At 72.0% G+C, this 17106-nt stretch carries 15 protein-coding genes; all 15 read left to right on the top strand.

What is annotated here, in order from left to right; genetic code table 11:
* Positions 1–10: 10 nt before the first annotated feature.
* The 15 genes from ACFZCY_RS20770 to hpnH all read left to right on the top strand — a co-directional run bounded on the left by ACFZCY_RS20770 (position 11) and on the right by hpnH (position 17102).
* On the top strand, positions 11–1948 hold the full coding sequence (locus ACFZCY_RS20770; RefSeq protein WP_391175935.1) for a DUF5941 domain-containing protein: 1938 nt from the start codon (positions 11–13) through the stop codon (positions 1946–1948).
* Positions 1945–2682, top strand: coding sequence for a sugar phosphate nucleotidyltransferase (locus ACFZCY_RS20775; protein WP_055557413.1), 738 nt, complete (start codon positions 1945–1947; stop codon positions 2680–2682). Before ACFZCY_RS20770 ends, ACFZCY_RS20775 begins: the two co-directional genes overlap by 4 nt.
* Positions 2670–3743: an iron-containing alcohol dehydrogenase gene (locus ACFZCY_RS20780; RefSeq protein ID WP_391174983.1), complete on the top strand. Its 1074-nt coding sequence runs from the start codon at positions 2670–2672 to the stop codon at positions 3741–3743. The genes ACFZCY_RS20775 and ACFZCY_RS20780 overlap by 13 nt, the downstream gene beginning before the upstream one ends.
* Positions 3709–4500: a CDP-alcohol phosphatidyltransferase family protein gene (locus ACFZCY_RS20785; RefSeq protein ID WP_079038785.1), complete on the top strand. Its 792-nt coding sequence runs from the start codon at positions 3709–3711 to the stop codon at positions 4498–4500. The genes ACFZCY_RS20780 and ACFZCY_RS20785 overlap by 35 nt, the downstream gene beginning before the upstream one ends.
* Before the next feature lie 11 nt (positions 4501–4511).
* On the top strand, positions 4512–5384 hold the full coding sequence (locus ACFZCY_RS20790; RefSeq protein WP_391174987.1) for a glycosyltransferase: 873 nt from the start codon (positions 4512–4514) through the stop codon (positions 5382–5384).
* 80 nt (positions 5385–5464) lie between these two features.
* Positions 5465–6397, top strand: a complete 933-nt coding sequence (locus ACFZCY_RS20795) for an ABC transporter permease (RefSeq protein ID WP_055557416.1) — start codon at positions 5465–5467, stop codon at positions 6395–6397.
* Positions 6390–7196, top strand: coding sequence for an ATP-binding cassette domain-containing protein (locus ACFZCY_RS20800; RefSeq protein ID WP_391174990.1), 807 nt, complete (start codon positions 6390–6392; stop codon positions 7194–7196). The genes ACFZCY_RS20795 and ACFZCY_RS20800 overlap by 8 nt, the downstream gene beginning before the upstream one ends.
* A 497-nt stretch (positions 7197–7693) precedes the next feature.
* Positions 7694–8434 (top strand): TetR family transcriptional regulator, encoded by a 741-nt coding sequence (locus ACFZCY_RS20805; protein WP_391174993.1) that lies wholly within the window; start codon positions 7694–7696, stop codon positions 8432–8434.
* A gap of 395 nt (positions 8435–8829) precedes the next feature.
* Complete coding sequence (gene hpnC, locus ACFZCY_RS20810) at positions 8830–9699, top strand: squalene synthase HpnC (RefSeq protein ID WP_391175937.1); 870 nt, start codon at positions 8830–8832, stop codon at positions 9697–9699.
* Complete coding sequence (hpnD, locus tag ACFZCY_RS20815; RefSeq protein ID WP_391174996.1) at positions 9696–10646, top strand: presqualene diphosphate synthase HpnD; 951 nt, start codon at positions 9696–9698, stop codon at positions 10644–10646. The genes hpnC and hpnD overlap by 4 nt, the downstream gene beginning before the upstream one ends.
* Positions 10647–10701: 55 nt before the next feature.
* Complete coding sequence (gene hpnE / locus ACFZCY_RS20820) at positions 10702–12243, top strand: hydroxysqualene dehydroxylase HpnE (RefSeq protein ID WP_391174999.1); 1542 nt, start codon at positions 10702–10704, stop codon at positions 12241–12243.
* Positions 12240–13337 carry a polyprenyl synthetase family protein gene (locus ACFZCY_RS20825; protein WP_391175002.1) on the top strand — a complete coding sequence of 366 codons (1098 nt, stop codon included), beginning with the start codon at positions 12240–12242 and terminating at the stop codon, positions 13335–13337. Before hpnE ends, ACFZCY_RS20825 begins: the two co-directional genes overlap by 4 nt.
* A gap of 123 nt (positions 13338–13460) precedes the next feature.
* A complete protein-coding gene (gene shc / locus ACFZCY_RS20830; RefSeq protein ID WP_391175005.1) occupies positions 13461–15404 on the top strand; it encodes a squalene--hopene cyclase in 1944 nt (647 codons plus the stop codon).
* Complete coding sequence (locus ACFZCY_RS20835) at positions 15404–16135, top strand: 1-hydroxy-2-methyl-2-butenyl 4-diphosphate reductase (protein WP_391175008.1); 732 nt, start codon at positions 15404–15406, stop codon at positions 16133–16135. Before shc ends, ACFZCY_RS20835 begins: the two co-directional genes overlap by 1 nt.
* The gene (gene hpnH, locus ACFZCY_RS20840) at positions 16086–17102 is read left to right on the top strand and encodes an adenosyl-hopene transferase HpnH (protein WP_055557423.1); all 1017 of its coding nucleotides are present in this window, start codon (positions 16086–16088) and stop codon (positions 17100–17102) included. The genes ACFZCY_RS20835 and hpnH overlap by 50 nt, the downstream gene beginning before the upstream one ends.
* Positions 17103–17106 lie beyond the last annotated feature (4 nt).

Raw genomic sequence — 17106 nt, forward strand, 5'->3', positions numbered from 1 at the left:
GTGAGTTCGTCTGTCGACCGCGATTCTCACCGGTGCCCCGGTCGCCGGCTCGTCTCTCCAGGACGACCTGCGGTCGCTGGGTTTCGACGTGCGCACGGCGATCGACGCGGCCGGGGTGGCGACGGAGCTGGCCGCCGTCCCGCCGCGTGAGCGGGTGGCCCTCGTCGATCCCCGTTTCGTCGGCCACGGCCACGCCCTCCGCCTGGCGCTGACCGACCCCCGCTTCCCCGCGGCCGCCGTGCCCGGCGCGCTGACGGCGCAGCCGGAAGCCCGGGCCGCGCTGGCCCGCGCGCTGACGGCCGCCGCGGCCGCCCCCGGCGCCGCCGGGCAGGCCGAGCGCACGCCGGCGCCCGCGGCCGCCGCTGCCGCCGGGCAGGTGGCCACGGTCGGCAGCGCCGAGGAAACCGACACCGAGGGGACGGGAGAGGCCCGTACGCCTTCCCTCGTGGACGACATCGCCGCCGCCCTCGACGCCGACGGCGTCCCCCCGCACCGGCCCGAGCTGGGCGTGCTCGTCGCCGCCGTGCCCGCGGACGAGGAGCGGCGGGCGGCGGCGCTGGCGCGGACCGCCGCCGTGGACGAGGAGCAGGTGCGGCTGCGCAGCGCCGTGAAGGCGCGGGACGGCTTCTTCACGACCTTCTGCATCAGCCCCTACTCCCGCTACATCGCCCGCTGGTGCGCCCGCCGCGGACTGACGCCCAACCAGGTCACCACCGCCTCCCTCCTCACCGCCCTCATCGCGGCGGGCTGCGCCGCCACCGGCACCCGGCCCGGGTTCGTCGCGGCCGGGGTGCTGCTGATCGCCTCGTTCGTCCTCGACTGCACCGACGGCCAGCTGGCCCGTTACTCGCTGCAGTACTCCACCCTCGGCGCCTGGCTGGACGCCACGTTCGACCGGGCCAAGGAGTACGCGTACTACGCGGGCCTCGCCCTCGGCGCCGCCAACGCCGGCGGCGGTCACGGCGGCGACGACGTATGGGCGCTGGCGCTGGGCGCGATGGTGCTGCAGACCTGCCGCCATGTCGTGGACTTCTCGTTCAACGAGGCCAACCACGACGCCACCGGCAACTCCAGCCCCACCGCCGCCCTCTCCGACCGTCTCAACAGCGTCGGCTGGACGGTCTGGGTGCGGCGCATGATCGTGCTGCCGATCGGCGAGCGCTGGGCGATGATCGCCGTGCTGACCGCGCTCACCACGCCCCGCATCACCTTCTACGTCCTGCTCATCGGCTGCGCGCTGGCCGCCTGCTACACCACCGCCGGGCGGGTGCTGCGCTCGCTCACCCGCAAGGCGCGGCGCACCGACCGGGCCGCGCAGGCCCTCGCCGACCTCGCGGACTCGGGCCCGCTCGCCGAGCTGGGTGCCAAGGCGACCGCCCGCACGCCGCGCGGCTATCTGGCCCCGGTCGCGGCCGCCCTCGGCGCCGCGCTGCTTGTCGCCGGTGCCGCCGCGTTGCCGTACGGCTCCTGGCTCGCCGTCGCGGGCGCCGCGCTCTACGCCGTCCTCGCGGGCTGCGCCGTCGCCGCACCGCTGAAGGGCTCCCTCGACTGGCTGGTGCCGCCGCTGTTCCGGGCCGCCGAGTACGGGACCGTCCTCATCCTCGCCGCCCGCTCGCAGGTGAACGGAGCATTGCCCGCTGCTTTCGGGCTGGTGTCGGCCGTCGCCTACCATCACTACGACACGGTGTACCGCATCCGCGGTGGCACCGGGGCGCCCCCGCACGGGCTGGTGCGGGCGATCGGCGGGCACGAGGGGCGGATCCTGGTGGTCACGGCCATCGCCGCGCTGCTGCACGGCCGGAGCCAGGGCGGCCCGAACCAAGGTTTCACCATCGCGCTGACCGCGCTCGCCGTGGTCATCGCGCTGACGGTGCTCATCGAGAGCATCCGCTTCTGGGTGTCCTCCGGAGCACCCGCTGTCCACGACGAAACAGGAGAACCCGCATGATCGGCCTCGTGCTGGCGGCCGGCGCCGGACGGCGTCTGCGCCCCTACACCGACACCCTCCCCAAGGCCCTGGTGCCGGTCGACGGTGAGACCACCGTCCTCGACCTGACCCTCGGCAACTTCGCGGAGGTCGGCCTGACCGAGGTCGCGATCGTGGTCGGCTACCGCAAGGAGGCGGTGTACGAGCGCAAGGAGGCCCTGGAGCAGAAGTACGGCCTCAAGCTCACCCTGATCGACAACGACAAGGCCGAGGAGTGGAACAACGCCTACTCCCTGTGGTGCGCGCGTGACGCGATCAAGCACAGCGTGATCCTCGCCAACGGCGACACCGTGCACCCGGTCTCCGTCGAGAAGACCCTGCTCGCCGCGCGCGGCGACGGCCAGAAGATCATCCTCGCCCTCGACACGGTGAAGCAGCTCGCCGACGAGGAGATGAAGGTCGTCACGGACCCGGCCAAGGGCGTCCAGAAGATCACCAAGCTGATGGACCCGGCCGAGGCGACCGGCGAGTACATCGGCGTCACCCTCATCGAGGGCGAGGCCGCGGCCGACCTCGCCGACGCGCTGAAGACCACCTTCGAGCGCGACCCCGACCTCTACTACGAGGACGGCTACCAGGAGCTGGTCAACCGCGGCTTCAAGGTCGACGTCGCGCCCATCGGCGACATCAAGTGGGTCGAGATCGACAACCACGACGATCTGGCGAAGGGCCGTGAGATCGCGTGCCAGTACTGACGAGGCTCATCCCCTCGCCGCTCGTCGTCGACATCCGCGCGGGCGCCCTGGACGACCTGGCGGACGTCCTGGCCGACCAGCGGATCTCGTCCTCCGGCAAGCTCGCCGTCGCGATCAGCGGCGGCTCCGGGGCCCTGCTGCGCGAGCGGCTGGCCCCGGCGCTGCCGGGCGCGAGCTGGTACGAGGTGGGCGGCGGCACCCTCGATGACGCGATCAAGCTCGCCGACCGGATGAAGTCCGGGCACTACGACGCGGTCGTGGGGCTCGGCGGTGGCAAGATCATCGACTGTGCGAAGTTCGCCGCGGCGCGCATCGGCCTTCCGCTGGTGGCCGTCGCCACGAACCTCTCGCACGACGGTCTGTGCTCACCGGTCGCGACCCTCGACAACGACGCGGGCCGCGGCTCGTACGGCGTGCCGAACCCGATCGCCGTGGTCATCGACCTCGATGTGATCCGCGAGGCCCCGGTCCGCTTCGTCCGCTCCGGCATCGGCGACGCGCTCTCCAACATCTCGGCGGTCCGGGACTGGGAGCTGTCCAACCGCGAGACGGGCGAGCAGATCGACGGACTCGCCGCCGCCATGGCACGCCAGGCGGGCGAGGCGGTGCTGCGCCACCCCGGCGGTGTCGGTGACGACAGCTTCCTGCAGGTGCTGGCCGAGGGCCTGGTCCTCACCGGCATCTCGATGTCGGTCGCGGGCGACTCCCGTCCGGCGTCCGGCGCCTGCCACGAGATCAACCACGCCTTCGACCTCATGTTCCCCAAGCGCGCGGCGAGCCACGGCGAGCAGTGCGGTCTTGGCGGGGCGTTCGCGATGTACCTGCGCGGGGAGCACGAGCAGTCGGCGTTCATGGCCGAAGTGCTGCACCGGCACGGTCTTCCGGTGCTGCCCGAGGAGATCGGCTTCACCGTGGACGAGTTCGTCCAGGTCGTGGAGTACGCGCCGAAGACCCGCCCCGGGCGCTACACGATCCTCGAGCACCTCGACCTCTCATCCGACGCGATCAGGGACGCATACGCCGACTATGCCAAAGCAGTCAGTCAAGCCATCAGTGGCTGAACTCCGCCCGGTCGTTCACCCCGCGGGGGTGAAGGACCGGCGGAGCGGTGAGCACTGGGCCGGGCGCCTGTACATGCGGGAGATCTCGCTGCGCTGCGACCGGTACCTGGTGAACACGCGGGTCACGCCCAACCAGCTGACGTATCTGATGACCGTCTTCGGCGTCCTCGCCGCCCCGGCCCTGCTGGTGCCGGGGATCGCGGGCGCCGTGCTCGGGGTGCTGATGGTCCAGCTCTACCTGCTGCTGGACTGCGTCGACGGTGAGATAGCCCGCTGGAAGAAGCAGTTCTCGCTGGGCGGTGTGTATCTGGACCGGGTCGGCGCCTACCTGTGCGACGCCGCGGTGCTCGTCGGCTTCGGTCTGCGCGCCGCCGACCTGTGGGGCTCGGGGCGGATCGACTGGCTGTGGGCGTTCCTCGGCACCCTCGCCGCGCTCGGCGCCATCCTGATCAAGGCCGAGACCGACCTCGTCGGGGTCGCCCGGCACCAGGGCGGCCTGCCGCCGGTCAAGGAGGCGGCCTCCGAGCCGCGCTCGTCCGGTATGGCGCTGGCCCGCAAGGCGGCCGGGGCGCTGAAGTTCCACCGGCTGATCCTCGGCATCGAGGCGTCGCTGCTCATCCTCGTGCTGGCGGTCGTGGACCAGGTGCGCGGCGACCTGTTCTTCACCCGCCTGGGCGTAGCCGTACTGGCCGGTATCGCCGTGCTGCAAACCCTGCTTCACCTCGTGTCCATCCTCGCGTCGAGCAGGCTCAAGTGACGGGCGGCACGATGAGGGTCGGAGCGGTTGTCCTGACCATGGGCAACCGCCCCGAAGAGCTGCGCGCGCTGCTCGACTCGGTCGCCAAACAGGACGGCGATCCGATCGAGGTGGTCGTCGTGGGCAACGGCTCGCCCCTTCCGGCGCTCCCCGAGGGCGTACGGACCATCGAGCTGCCCGAGAACGTGGGCATCCCGGCGGGGCGCAACGTCGGCATCGAGGCGTTCGGACCGGGCGGCCGCGACGTCGACGTCCTGCTGTTCCTGGACGACGACGGGCTGCTGCCGGGCACCGACACGGCCGAGCTGTGCCGTGCGGCGTTCGCCGCCGACCCGGAGCTGGGCATCATCTCCTTCCGTATCGCCGACCCCGATACGGGCGTCACCCAGCGCCGCCATGTGCCCCGGCTGCGCGCCGCCGACCCCATGCGGTCCTCGCGGGTCACCACCTTCCTCGGTGGTGCCAACGCGGTCCGCACCGTGGTGTTCCAGCAGGTCGGCGGGTTGCCGGACGACTTCTTCTACGCCCATGAGGAGACCGATCTGGCCTGGCGGGCGCTGGATGCCGGATGGATGATCGACTACCGGTCGGACATGGTGCTGTACCACCCGACCACCGCGCCCAGCAGGCACGCGGTCTACCACCGCATGGTCGCGCGCAACCGGGTCTGGCTGGCCCGGCGTAACCTTCCGGCCCTGCTCGTACCCGTGTACCTGGGCGTCTGGCTGCTGCTCACACTGGCCAGGCGTCCCTCCAAAACCGCGCTTCGTGCCTGGTTGGGAGGGTTCCGGGAAGGCTGGAAGACCCCTTGTGGTCCACGGCGGCCCATGAAGTGGCGTACGGTATGGCGCCTGACCCGACTGGGCCGACCTCCTGTCATCTGACAAGCTCGTATCAGATACGCATCGAGCGCGACCCGGGGCGCGGCCCCGCTCAGCGCACCCTGAAGACGAAAGTGTCAACTGTGAGCGAGACTACGCACGACAGTGCGGTCGCCGTGAGTGCCCCGCCATCACCCGACGACGGCTTGTCCCCCGCCGAGCTGGCGAAGAAGTACGGCCTGTCGGTCAGCGGTGCCCGGGTGGGCCTCGGCGAGTACATCCGCCAGATGTGGGGCCGGCGTCACTTCATCCTGGCCTTTTCGCAGGCCAAGCTCACTGCCCAGTACAGCCAGGCGAAGCTGGGTCAGCTGTGGCAGGTGGCGACGCCGCTGCTGAACGCGGCGGTGTACTTCTTCATCTTCGGCCTGCTGCTGGGCGGCAGGGGCGGCATGGGGAACGAGCAGTACATCCCGTTCCTGGTGACGGGGGTGTTCGTCTTCACCTTCTCGCAGAACTCCGCCATGGCCGGAGTGCGGGCGATCTCCGGGAACCTGGGTCTGGTGCGGGCCCTGCACTTCCCGCGCGCCTCGCTCCCGATCTCCTTCTCGCTCCAGCAGCTCCAGCAGCTGCTGTTCTCGATGATCGTGCTGGTCGTCGTCCTGCTGGGCTTCGGACACTTCCCGGACTTCTCGTGGCTCCTGGTCATCCCGGCCTTGGCACTCCAGTTCGTCTTCAACACCGGTCTCGCCCTGATCATGGCCCGGATGGGCGCCAAGACTCCGGACCTGGCACAGTTGCTGCCGTTCATCCTGCGCACGTGGATGTACGCCTCCGGCGTGATGTACCCGTTGGAGCACATGCTCCAGAAGGCGGGAGCGCACTCCTGGGTCTCCGACGTTCTGCTGGCGAACCCGGCGGCGGTCTACATGGATCTGATGCGGTACGCGCTGATCGACGGCATGCCCGAGGCCCTGCCGCCGCACGTCTGGTCGTTCGCTCTGGGCTGGGCGGTGCTCTTCGGCGTCGGGGGTTTCGTGTACTTCTGGAAGGCAGAGGAGCAGTACGGCCGTGGCTGAGCAGACACTCGAAACCGTCGAGCGGGCCGCGCCCGCCGAGGCACGCGTGCCCACCGTCATCGCCGACGACGTGCACATCGTCTACCGCGTCAACGGCGGCCCCAAGGGCCGTGGCAGCGCGACCGCCGCGCTGAGCCGCATCCTGCGCCGCAAGGGCTCGCCCGGTATGCGCGAGGTGCACGCCGTGCGCGGCGTCACCTTCGTGGCGTACAAGGGTGAGTCGATCGGCCTCATCGGCTCCAACGGATCCGGCAAGTCGACCCTCCTCAAGGCCGTGGCGGGCCTCCTGCCCACCGAGCGCGGCAGCGTCTACACCGACGGCCAGCCGTCGCTGCTCGGCGTCAACGCGGCCCTGATGAACGACCTCACCGGTGAGCGGAACGTCATTCTGGGCGGTCTGGCCATGGGGATGTCGCGCGAGCAGGTCCGCGAGCGGTATGCGGACATCGTGGACTTCTCGGGCATCAACGAGAAGGGTGACTTCATCACCCTCCCGATGCGCACCTACTCCTCCGGCATGGCGGCCCGCCTCCGCTTCTCCATCGCGGCGGCCAAGGACCACGACGTCCTGATGATCGACGAGGCCCTGGCCACCGGTGACCGGAAGTTCCAGAAGCGCTCCGAGGCCCGCATCCGGGAGCTGCGCAAGGACGCCGGAACGGTCTTCCTCGTCAGCCACAACAACAAGTCCATCCGGGACACCTGCGACCGGGTGCTGTGGCTGGAGAAGGGCGAGCTGCTGATGGACGGGCCGACGGACGAGGTCATCAAGGCCTACGAGAAGGAAACCGGCAAGTAGCCGAAAACCGGGAGGGGCCGGGGCCGCGAGGCGGTTCCGGCCCTTCTGTGTGCACCCGTCCTGTGGAAAAGCTCACGCACTGTCACCCCGCCCGACTAAGGTGGTGGTCAGAATGGTTCATCGGGCTTACGGGGGGTGACGCGTGCGACTGCTGCCGGGAATTGAGCACCATGGCGATCCGGTCGATCGGCGCGGGGAAAGCGGAAGCTGTGTTCCGTATCGGGGGAGGGACCTGGTGAACACACGTCCGCCAGGTGGAATTTCGCCCTGTCGCCAGGGCGCGGACGGGCCGTCCGGGGCGCCCCGGGGCGCGGCGGCAGGCCGCCGACCGGCCGTCCCTCGGTTCCGGCCGCGGCGGCGCGGTCTCCCGGTGGGCCGCGCGCGAGCCGAAGGTGACGCAGAGGTACCGCCGCTGCCGCTGTTCACTAAACGGAGGCGCTGTATCGTGTGCGTGTACGCCGGGTTGCCGAGCGGCGGGGTATGAGGGAGGGGGACGCGTGTCGCCAGGGGAAGCGCACGTCGCACCGTACTCACGGCGTGAGCGGTTGCGCATCGCGACCATCCGCGAAATCAAGGACGTCGCCCGGACGCTCCTGGTTCAGGAGGGCCCGGAAAATGTGACCATCCGGGCCATCGCGCGGGAGATGGGCATGACCGCGCCGGCCGTCTATCGCTACTTCAGCAGCCGGGACGCGCTGATCCTGCAGCTGCGGGTGGACATCTTCGCGGAAATGGCCCGCTATATGCGCGGGGTCATCGGGCAGCTCCCCGAGGGCGAGCCCGGTCGCAGACTGATCGGCGGCGCCCGGGCGCTGCGCGTCTGGGCCATCAAGCATCCGCATGAGTTCGGGCTCATCCTCGGACCCTGGGCCCCGGGCCTCGGGCGCGAGGAGACCAAGCCGGAGCGCACCATGGGCTGGGTCTTCGGGTCCGTCTTCTCCGACTTGGTCTCCGACCTGTGGCGGGTGCGGGGCTTCCCGGCTCCCGAGGAGGAGGAGCTGGATCCGGCGCTGGCCCGTCAGCTCGGGGCGCTCAGCGAGGACCAGGGTGTGGACATGCCGCCGGGCGCCATCGCCGTCATGCTGCGCTGCTGGGCGCGGCTGTACGGGGTGATCTCCATGGAGGCGCTGGGACACATGTCGTTCGGGCTCTCGGAGGGGCAGTCGTTCTTCGAGTTCGAGCTGCGCGACCTGTGCACCATGCTGGACATCACCGAGTTCTACGACGAGGCCGCCTGACCCGGTCGGCGGGCGGGCCTCGGGGGCGTTGCCAAAGTGTGGCCCCCGTACGCGTGTGCGTCGAGAGGCGTAAGCTGTGGCAATGCCCAACCGGATCACGTCGGACGTGTGCGGCTGTCACCTGTTCGAGGGTGTCCGGCCGGACACCCTTGACATGTCGGCGCGGCGTGTCCGGATCGTGCCGACCCTGGCAACCGGTGTAGAACGGGGGATGTGACGGCATTGGCTCCACGGCCCATCTCCAGTACGCCCACGGGCCCCGGTCACCGGGATCCGCGCGGCGTCCTGGCCCTCGCCCGTACGCCTGGCTGTCCACGGTGACCGCGGAGGACGAGCGCAGCGGGTCCTCCACCACGTCGGGCAGCCTGAGCGGCGGGCAGGAAGCCGCGCGTGCCGTGCTCGACAAGGCCGCGCACGAGAACTTCCCCGTGGCCCCCTTCTTCGTCCCCCGCGCCTGGCGCGCCGATCTCATGGCCGTCTACGGCTACGCCCGGCTGGTCGACGACATCGGCGACGGCGATCTGCCCCCCGGTGGCGCCGACGCCGAGCTGCTGGGCCTCGACCGGTCCCTCGCCGACGATCCCGTGGCGATGCTCGACGCCTTCGAGGCCGATCTCGACCGCGTCTTCGCCGACACCCCCGCCACGCCGCCCCGCCATCCGCTGCTGCGCGCGCTGCGCCCCACCGTCCGCCGCCACGGTCTCACCCCGGCCCCCTTCCGCGGCCTGATCGAGGCCAACCGGCAGGACCAGCGGGTCCGGCGGTATGCCACCTTCCAGGAGCTGCTGGACTACTGCGAGCTGTCCGCCAATCCGGTGGGCCGGCTCGTCCTCGGCATCACCGGCACCACCACCCCCGAGCGGGTCCGCCGCTCCGACGCGATCTGCACCGCCCTGCAGATCATCGAGCACGTGCAGGACGTCTCCGAGGACCTTCGCAGGGACCGCGTCTACCTCCCGGCGGAGGACATGAAACGCTTCGGGGTGACCGAGGCCGACCTCGCCGCCCCGAAGGGCGGTGCATCGGTGTGTGCCCTGGTCGCGTACGAGGCGGAACGCGCCCGAGACCTGCTGAATGAAGGCACCCCACTGGTGGGTAGCGTCCACGGCAGGCTGAAGGTGCTGCTCGCCGGATTCGTGGCCGGGGGGCGGGCCGCCTTGCGGGCGGTCGCGGCCGCGGGACATGACGTACTCCCTGGACCGCCCAGGCCCACCAAGCTCAGCCTGCTGCGCGAGGTGGGGGCGACACTGCGAAGAGAGGGGTGAGCCGGACCGTGGACGGATCTCCGCACGCGTCCGCGCCAGTGCTCGCGGCGTACCGCTACTGCGAGGCCGTGACCGGGCACCAGGCCCGCAACTTCGCCTACGGCATCAGGCTGCTGCCCACCGAGAAGCGCCACGCGATGTCGGCGCTCTACGCCTTCTCGCGCCGCATCGACGACATCGGCGACGGCGCGCTGGCCGCCGACGCCAAGCGCACCCGGCTCGCCGAGACCCGCGGGCTGCTCGACCGGATCCGGGCCGGTGCGATCGAGGAGGACGACACCGACCCGGTGGCCGTCGCGCTCAGCCACGCCGCCCGGCGCTTCCCGATCCCGCTCGGCGGGCTCGACGAGCTGATCGACGGCGTGCTGAAGGACGTGGCCGGGCAGTCGTACGAAACCTGGGACGACCTCAAGGGCTACTGCCGCTGTGTGGCGGGCGCCATCGGGCGGCTCTCCCTCGGCGTGTTCGGCACCGTACCCGGCGCGCGCGACGCCGACCGCGCCCCCGAGTACGCCGATACGCTCGGTCTCGCGCTGCAATTGACCAACATCCTGCGCGACGTCCGCGAGGACGCCACGACCGGACGCACCTATCTGCCCGCCGAGGACCTCGCCAAGTTCGGCTGCGCCGACGCCTTCCACACCTCGGCCGCCCCGCCCGAAGCCGACTTCACCGGTCTGGTGCAGTTCGAGGTCCGGCGGGCCAGGGCGCTCTTCGCCGAGGGCTACCGGCTGCTGCCCATGCTGGACCGGCGCAGCGGGGCGTGCGTGGCCGCCATGGCGGGCATCTACCGCAGACTCCTGGAGCGGATCGCCCAGGACCCCGCGGCCGTCCTGCGCGGCCGCGTTTCGCTGCCGGGCCATGAGAAGGCGTACGTCGCGGTGCGCGGCCTCGCCGGGCTCGACGCCCGCGCCGCCGTCCGCCGCGGGGCCGGGGGGATTCGGTGACCCAGGCAACCTCGCAGGCCCGCGCCGCGTCGTGTTCACCCGAGGGGGTGAACACATGACAGCCCGCACCGCACACTCCGCCGACCGCCCGGAACCGGACCCGGCAGGCCGCCCCGAGGGGGCGGCCGCGCTCGTCCGTGACCCGCACGCACAGGTGAGCGAGCACACCGGAGGGGCCCGGACGGCGGTGGTGATCGGCGGCGGGATCGCCGGGACCACCGCGGCGCTCGCCCTCGCCGACGCCGGTGTGCGCGTCACGCTGCTCGAAGGGCGCCCCCGGCTCGGCGGGCTCGCCTTCTCCTTCCGCCGCCCCTCACCGGCCGGTGAGCTGACCGTCGACAACGGGCAGCACGTCTACCTGCGCTGCTGCACCGCCTACCAGTGGTTCCTGGACCGGGTCGGCGCCACCCGGCTCGCCCCGCTGCAGGGCCGGCTGGACGTACCCGTCGTGGACGCCGCCGCGCGGCCCGGGCGGCGGCTCGGCCGGCTGCGCCGCACCGCCCTGCCGGTGCCGCTGCACCTGGCCGCGAGCCTCGCCACCTACCCCCACCTCTCGCTCGCCGAGCGCGCCCGGGTGGGCCGCGCCGCGCTCGCCCTGGGGCGGCTGGACCCGCTGGACCCGGCGCTGGACGCGGAGGACTTCGCGGGCTGGCTGCGCCGCCACGGCCAGTCGCCGCGCGCCGTCGAGGCCCTGTGGGACCTGGTGGGCGTGGCCACGCTCAACGCCACCGCCGGGGACGCCTCGCTGGGCCTGGCCGCGATGGTCTTCAAGACCGGGCTGCTCTCCGAGGCCGGTGCCGCCGACATCGGCTGGGCCCGCGCCCCGCTCGGCGAGCTGCACGACACCCTCGCCCGCGCCGCCCTGGACGCGGCGGGCGTGACGACCGAGCTGCGCACCCGGGTCACCGCCGTCACCGCCGCCGAGGGACGCTGGACCGCGCACACCGACCGCGGCCCGCTCCACGAGCCGGTGGACACGGTCGTCCTCGCCGTACCGCAGCGGGACGCGCACGCCCTGCTGCCCGACGGCGCCCTCGACGACCCGGACCGGCTGCTGCGGATCGGCACCGCGCCCATCCTCAACCTGCATGTCGTCTACGACCGCACCGTGCTGCGCCGCCCGTTCTTCGCCGCGCTCGGCAGCCCCGTCCAGTGGGTCTTCGACCGCACGGACGCCTCGGGGCTGCGGGACGCGCCGGGGGCCGGGGAGAGCCAGTACCTGGCGGTGTCCCAGTCCGCCGCCCAGGACGACATCGACCGCCCGGTCGCCGAGCTGCGCGCCCGCTACCTGCCGGAGCTGGAGCGGCTGCTGCCGGGCGCCCGCGGCGCGCGGGTACGGGACTTCTTCGTCACCCGGGAGCGCACCGCGACGTTCGCCCCGGTCCCCGGCGTCGGGCGGCTGCGGCCCGGCGCCCCCACCGACGCGCCCGGCCTGTACCTGGCCGGTGCGTGGACCGCCACCGGCTGGCCCGCGACCATGGAGGGCGCCGTGCGCAGCGGGCTCACCGCGGCCCGCGCGGCGCTCTCAGAAACCGGCCGCCCGCATGTGATTCCGCTTCCCGCCGTCGGCGGGGGGACGCCCAAGGAGGCGGCATGAGCACCACCACAGAAACCAGAGGAGAGACCGTGACCCCGGCGACCCCAGCTGTCGACTCCGCAGGCGTCATCGCGCTGCTGGAGCGCGGCCGTACGCTTGCCACGCCGGTGCTGCGCTCGGCGGTGGACCGGCTGGCCCCGCCCATGGACACCGTCGCCGCCTACCACTTCGGCTGGATCGACGCCGACGGCCACCCCGCCGCGGGTGACGGCGGCAAGGCGGTGCGCCCGGCGCTCGCGCTGCTGTCCGCGCAGGCTGCCGGAGCGGACCCGGAGGTCGGGGTGCCCGGCGCGGTCGCGGTCGAGCTGGTGCACAACTTCTCGCTGCTGCACGACGACCTGATGGACGGTGACGAGCAGCGCCGCCACCGCGACACCGTGTGGAAGGTCCACGGACCGGCCCAGGCGATCCTGGTCGGGGACGCGCTCTTCGCCCTCGCCGGGGAAATACTGCTGGAGCTGGGCACCGTGGAGGCGGGGCGGGCCACCCGCCGGCTCACCTCCGCGACCCGCAAGCTGATCGACGGCCAGGCGCAGGACATCTCCTACGAGCACCGGGAGCGGGTCACCGTCGAGGAGTGCCTGGAGATGGAGGGCAACAAGACCGGCGCCCTGCTCGCCTGCGCCGCCTCCATCGGCGCCGTCCTCGGCGGCGCCGACGACCGCGCCGCCGACACCCTGGAGCGCTACGGCTACCACCTGGGCCTCGCCTTCCAGGCCGTGGACGACGTGCTCGGCATCTGGGGCGATCCGGTCGCGACCGGCAAGCAGACCTGGAGCGACCTGCGGCAGCGCAAGAAGTCGCTCCCGGTGGTCGCGGCCCTCGCCGCCGGGGGCCGGGCCTCCGAGGACCTGGCCCAGATCCTCGCGGCCGACGCGCACAAGCCGGAGGACGAGTTCGCCGACTTCAGCGAGGAGGAGTTCGCGACCCGCGCCGCGCTGATCGAGGAGGCGGGCGGCCGGGACTGGACCTCGCAGGAGGCCCGCCGGCAGTACGCGAAGGCCATCGAGGCCCTCGACGAGGTGGACATGCCCGGCGAGGTACGAGATCAGTTCGTGGCGCTCGCGGACTTCGTCGTCGTCCGGGAGAGATGATCACAACCGACCGCGCCAGGCCCTAGGCCCGTAGGACCAGGCTCGCAGTCGCCGGCCGGCACCAGCCCGGTGCCGGTCGACGGAAGCCCCAACGACGGCAGATCACACTGCAGAGGGGAAGCCATGACAGCGACAACCGTCCAACCGTCCGAGTCATCCGAATCCGAGACATTAACTCTCGCCCGTGAGGCGACGGCCCGCGCGGTCCGGCACCTGCTCTCCCGCCAGGACGAGCAGGGCTGGTGGAAGGGCGACCTGGAGACCAACGTCACCATGGACGCCGAGGACCTGATGCTCCGGCAGTTCCTCGGCATCCAGAAGCCCGACGTGCTCGCCGCCGCCGCCCGCCACATCCGCTCCCAGCAGGGCGCGGACGGCACCTGGGCCACCTTCCACGGCGGCCCGCCGGAGCTGTCCGCCACCATCGAGGCGTACGTCGCCCTCCGGCTGGCCGGTGACGCCCCCGACGCGCCCCATATGGCGGCCGCCTCGGCGTGGGTGCGCGACCAGGGCGGGGTGGCCTGCAGCCGCGTCTTCACCCGCATCTGGCTGGCGCTCTTCGGCTGGTGGCGGTGGGAGGACCTGCCCGAGCTGCCACCGGAGATCATCTACTTCCCGGCGTGGCTGCCGCTCAACCTGTACGACTTCGGCTGCTGGGCGCGGCAGACCATCGTGCCGCTCACCATCGTCTCCGCGAAGCGCCCGGTGCGCCCCGCCCCGTTCTCCCTCGACGAACTCCACGCCGACCCGCGCAGGCCGAACCCGCCGCGCCCCGCCGCCCCCCTCGCCTCCTGGGACGGCGCCTTCCAGCGGCTGGACCGGGCCCTGCACCTGTACCGCAAGGTGGCCCTGCGGCCGCTGCGCCGGGCAGCGCTGCGCTCCTGCGCCCGCTGGATCGTGGAGCGGCAGGAGAACGACGGCTGCTGGGGCGGCATCCAGCCGCCCGCCGTCTACTCCGTGATCGCGCTCCACCTCCTCGGCTACGACCTCGACCACCCGGTGATGCGCGCCGGGCTCGACTCGCTGGACCGCTTCGCCGTCTGGCGGGACGACGGCAGCCGCATGATCGAGGCCTGTCAGTCCCCGGTCTGGGACACCTGTCTGGCCGTCATCGCGCTCGCCGACGCCGGACTCGCCCCCGACCACCCCGCCCTGGTCAAGAGCGCCGACTGGATGCTCGCCGAGCAGATCGACCGGCCCGGCGACTGGTCGGTCAAGCGGCCCCGGCTCGCCTCCGGCGGCTGGGCGTTCGAGTTCCACAACGACAACTACCCCGACATCGACGACACCGCCGAGGTCATCCTCGCGCTGCGCCGCGTCGACCACCCCCAGCCCGACCGGGTCGCGTCGGCCGTGCGGCGCGGGGTGCGTTGGACGCTGGGCATGCAGTCCCGTAACGGGGCGTGGGGCGCGTTCGACGTCGACAACACCAGCCCGCTGCCCAACCGGCTGCCGTTCTGCGACTTCGGCGAGGTCATCGATCCGCCGTCGGCCGATGTCACCGCCCATGTCGTGGAGATGCTGGCCCACGAGGGCGGCGCCCGCGATCCGCGCACCCGGCGCGCCATCAGCTGGCTGCTGGCCGAGCAGGAGCCGAGCGGCGCCTGGTTCGGCCGCTGGGGCACCAACTATGTGTACGGGACCGGCTCCGTCGTCCCCGCCCTGGTCGCCGCCGGAATCCCGGCCTCCCACCCGGCCGTCCGGCGGGCCGTGCGCTGGCTGGAGAGCGTGCAGAACGAGGACGGCGGCTGGGGCGAGGACCAGCGCTCGTATCCCGACCCCGAGTGGATGGGGCGCGGCGCCTCCACCGCCTCGCAGACCGCGTGGGCGCTGCTGGCGCTGCTGGCGGCGGGGGAGCGGGAGAGCAAGGCGGTCGAGCGCGCGGTCGGCTGGCTCGCGGCCACCCAGGAGCAGGACGGCTCCTGGGACGAGCCGTACTTCACCGGCACCGGCTTCCCCTGGGACTTCTCCATCAACTACCACCTGTACCGGCTGGTCTTCCCGCTCACCGCGCTCGGGCGCTATGTGAGCGGCGAGGCCACCGGCGCGCGGCCGCGGAGGACGTGATGGCCTCCGGACCGGCCCCCGACACCGGCGGCGCCCCGCTGCTGATCGCCTGCGCGCTCGGCATCGAGCGGTTCGCGCTGCGAGGGGCCGGTCTCGGCGCCGCCGCCGGGCCGGTGACGGTGCTGCGCACCGGCATGGGACCGCAGGCGGCCGAGCGGGCCGTGCGCCGCGCGCTGGCCGAGGCGCCGGGCCGGGCGGTCCGTACCGCCGTCGTCGCCACCGGCTTCTGCGCCGGTCTGGCGCCGGGGATGCACCCGGGGGACCTGGTGGTGGCCGACGAGACCCGCGACCCGGCCGGTCGCACCCCGTGCCACGGCAGCCGCCTCCTCGCCGAGGCGCTGGCCCGCCATGCCCGGCGGGCCGGCGGGGGCGCCGGGCGCACCGTTCACATCGGGCCCGTCGTCGGCTCCAACCATGTGGTGCGGGGCGCGGAGCGGGCCGGTCTGCACGCCGCCGGCGCCATCGCGGTGGACATGGAGTCCGCCGCCACCCTGCGCAGCGCGGTGCGCGGTGGCGCACGCCCGGTTGCGGCCGTCCGGGTGATCGTGGACGCTCCTGAACATGAGCTGGTCCGCATCGGGACGCTGCGCGGTGGAATATCGGCTTTCCGGGTACTACGAACTGTTCTTCCCGCTTTTTTCGATTGGCACCGTTCCTCTTTGCTCCCAGGAGGTGAGCTAGATGGCCATGCCGCTCCGCCAGACCATCCGGGTCGCGACGTATCTCTTTGACCAGAAGGTGCTCAAGCGCCGGGACAAGTTCCCGCTGATCGTGGAATTGGAGCCGCTGTTCGCCTGCAATCTCAAGTGCGAGGGCTGCGGCAAGATCCAGCATCCGGCGGGGGTGCTCAAGCAGCGCATGCCGGTGGCGCAGGCGGTCGGCGCGGTGCTGGAGTCGGGCGCTCCGATGGTCTCCATCGCCGGCGGTGAGCCCCTGATGCATCCGCAGATCGACGAGATCGTCCGGCAGCTGGTGCAACGGAAGAAGTACGTCTTCCTGTGCACCAACGCGATGCTGCTGCGCAAGAAGATGGACAACTTCACCCCCTCCCCGTACTTCGCGTTCGCCGTGCACATCGACGGGCTGCGCGAGCGGCATGACGCGTCGGTGGCGAAGGAGGGGGTGTTCGACGAGGCGGTGGCGGCGATCAGAGAGGCCAAGCGGCGCGGCTTCCGGGTCACCACCAATTCCACCTTCTTCAATACCGACACCCCGCAGACCATCGTCGAGGTACTCGACTTCCTCAATGACGACCTCAAGGTGGACGAGATGATGATCTCGCCCGCCTACGCGTATGAGAAGGCGCCCGACCAGGAGCACTTCCTGGGGGTCGAGCAGACCCGCGAGCTGTTCCGGAAGGCGTTCGCGGGCGGCAACCGCAGGCGCTGGCGGCTCAACCACAGCCCGCTCTTCCTGGACTTCCTGGAGGGCAGGACCGACTTCCCGTGCACCGCCTGGGGCATCCCCAACTACTCGCTCTTCGGCTGGCAGCGGCCCTGCTACCTGATGAGCGACGGGTACGTGCCCACCTACCGCCAGCTGATCGAGGAGACCGACTGGGACAAGTACGGCCGGGGCAAGGACCCGCGCTGCGACAACTGCATGGCCCACTGCGGCTACGAGCCCACCGCCGTCCTGGCCACCATGGGCTCGCTCAAGGAGTCGCTGCGCGCGGCCCGCGAGAGCGCCGTGGGCTGACACC

Origin of the sequence: Streptomyces sp. NPDC007983 (genome assembly GCF_042958345.1) — a bacterium.
Classification (GTDB): Bacteria; Actinomycetota; Actinomycetes; order Streptomycetales; family Streptomycetaceae; genus Streptomyces.

Coding starts and splice junctions, on each gene's coding strand:
- ACFZCY_RS20775 (WP_055557413.1), top strand. CDS start 1,945: ATGATCGGCCTCGTGCTGGCGGCCGGCGCCGGACGGCGTCTGCGCCCC.
- ACFZCY_RS20785 (WP_079038785.1), top strand. CDS start 3,709: ATGCCAAAGCAGTCAGTCAAGCCATCAGTGGCTGAACTCCGCCCGGTC.
- ACFZCY_RS20790 (WP_391174987.1), top strand. CDS start 4,512: ATGAGGGTCGGAGCGGTTGTCCTGACCATGGGCAACCGCCCCGAAGAG.
- hpnE (WP_391174999.1), top strand. CDS start 10,702: ATGACAGCCCGCACCGCACACTCCGCCGACCGCCCGGAACCGGACCCG.
- ACFZCY_RS20825 (WP_391175002.1), top strand. CDS start 12,240: ATGAGCACCACCACAGAAACCAGAGGAGAGACCGTGACCCCGGCGACC.
- shc (WP_391175005.1), top strand. CDS start 13,461: ATGACAGCGACAACCGTCCAACCGTCCGAGTCATCCGAATCCGAGACA.
- ACFZCY_RS20835 (WP_391175008.1), top strand. CDS start 15,404: ATGGCCTCCGGACCGGCCCCCGACACCGGCGGCGCCCCGCTGCTGATC.
- hpnH (WP_055557423.1), top strand. CDS start 16,086: ATGGCCATGCCGCTCCGCCAGACCATCCGGGTCGCGACGTATCTCTTT.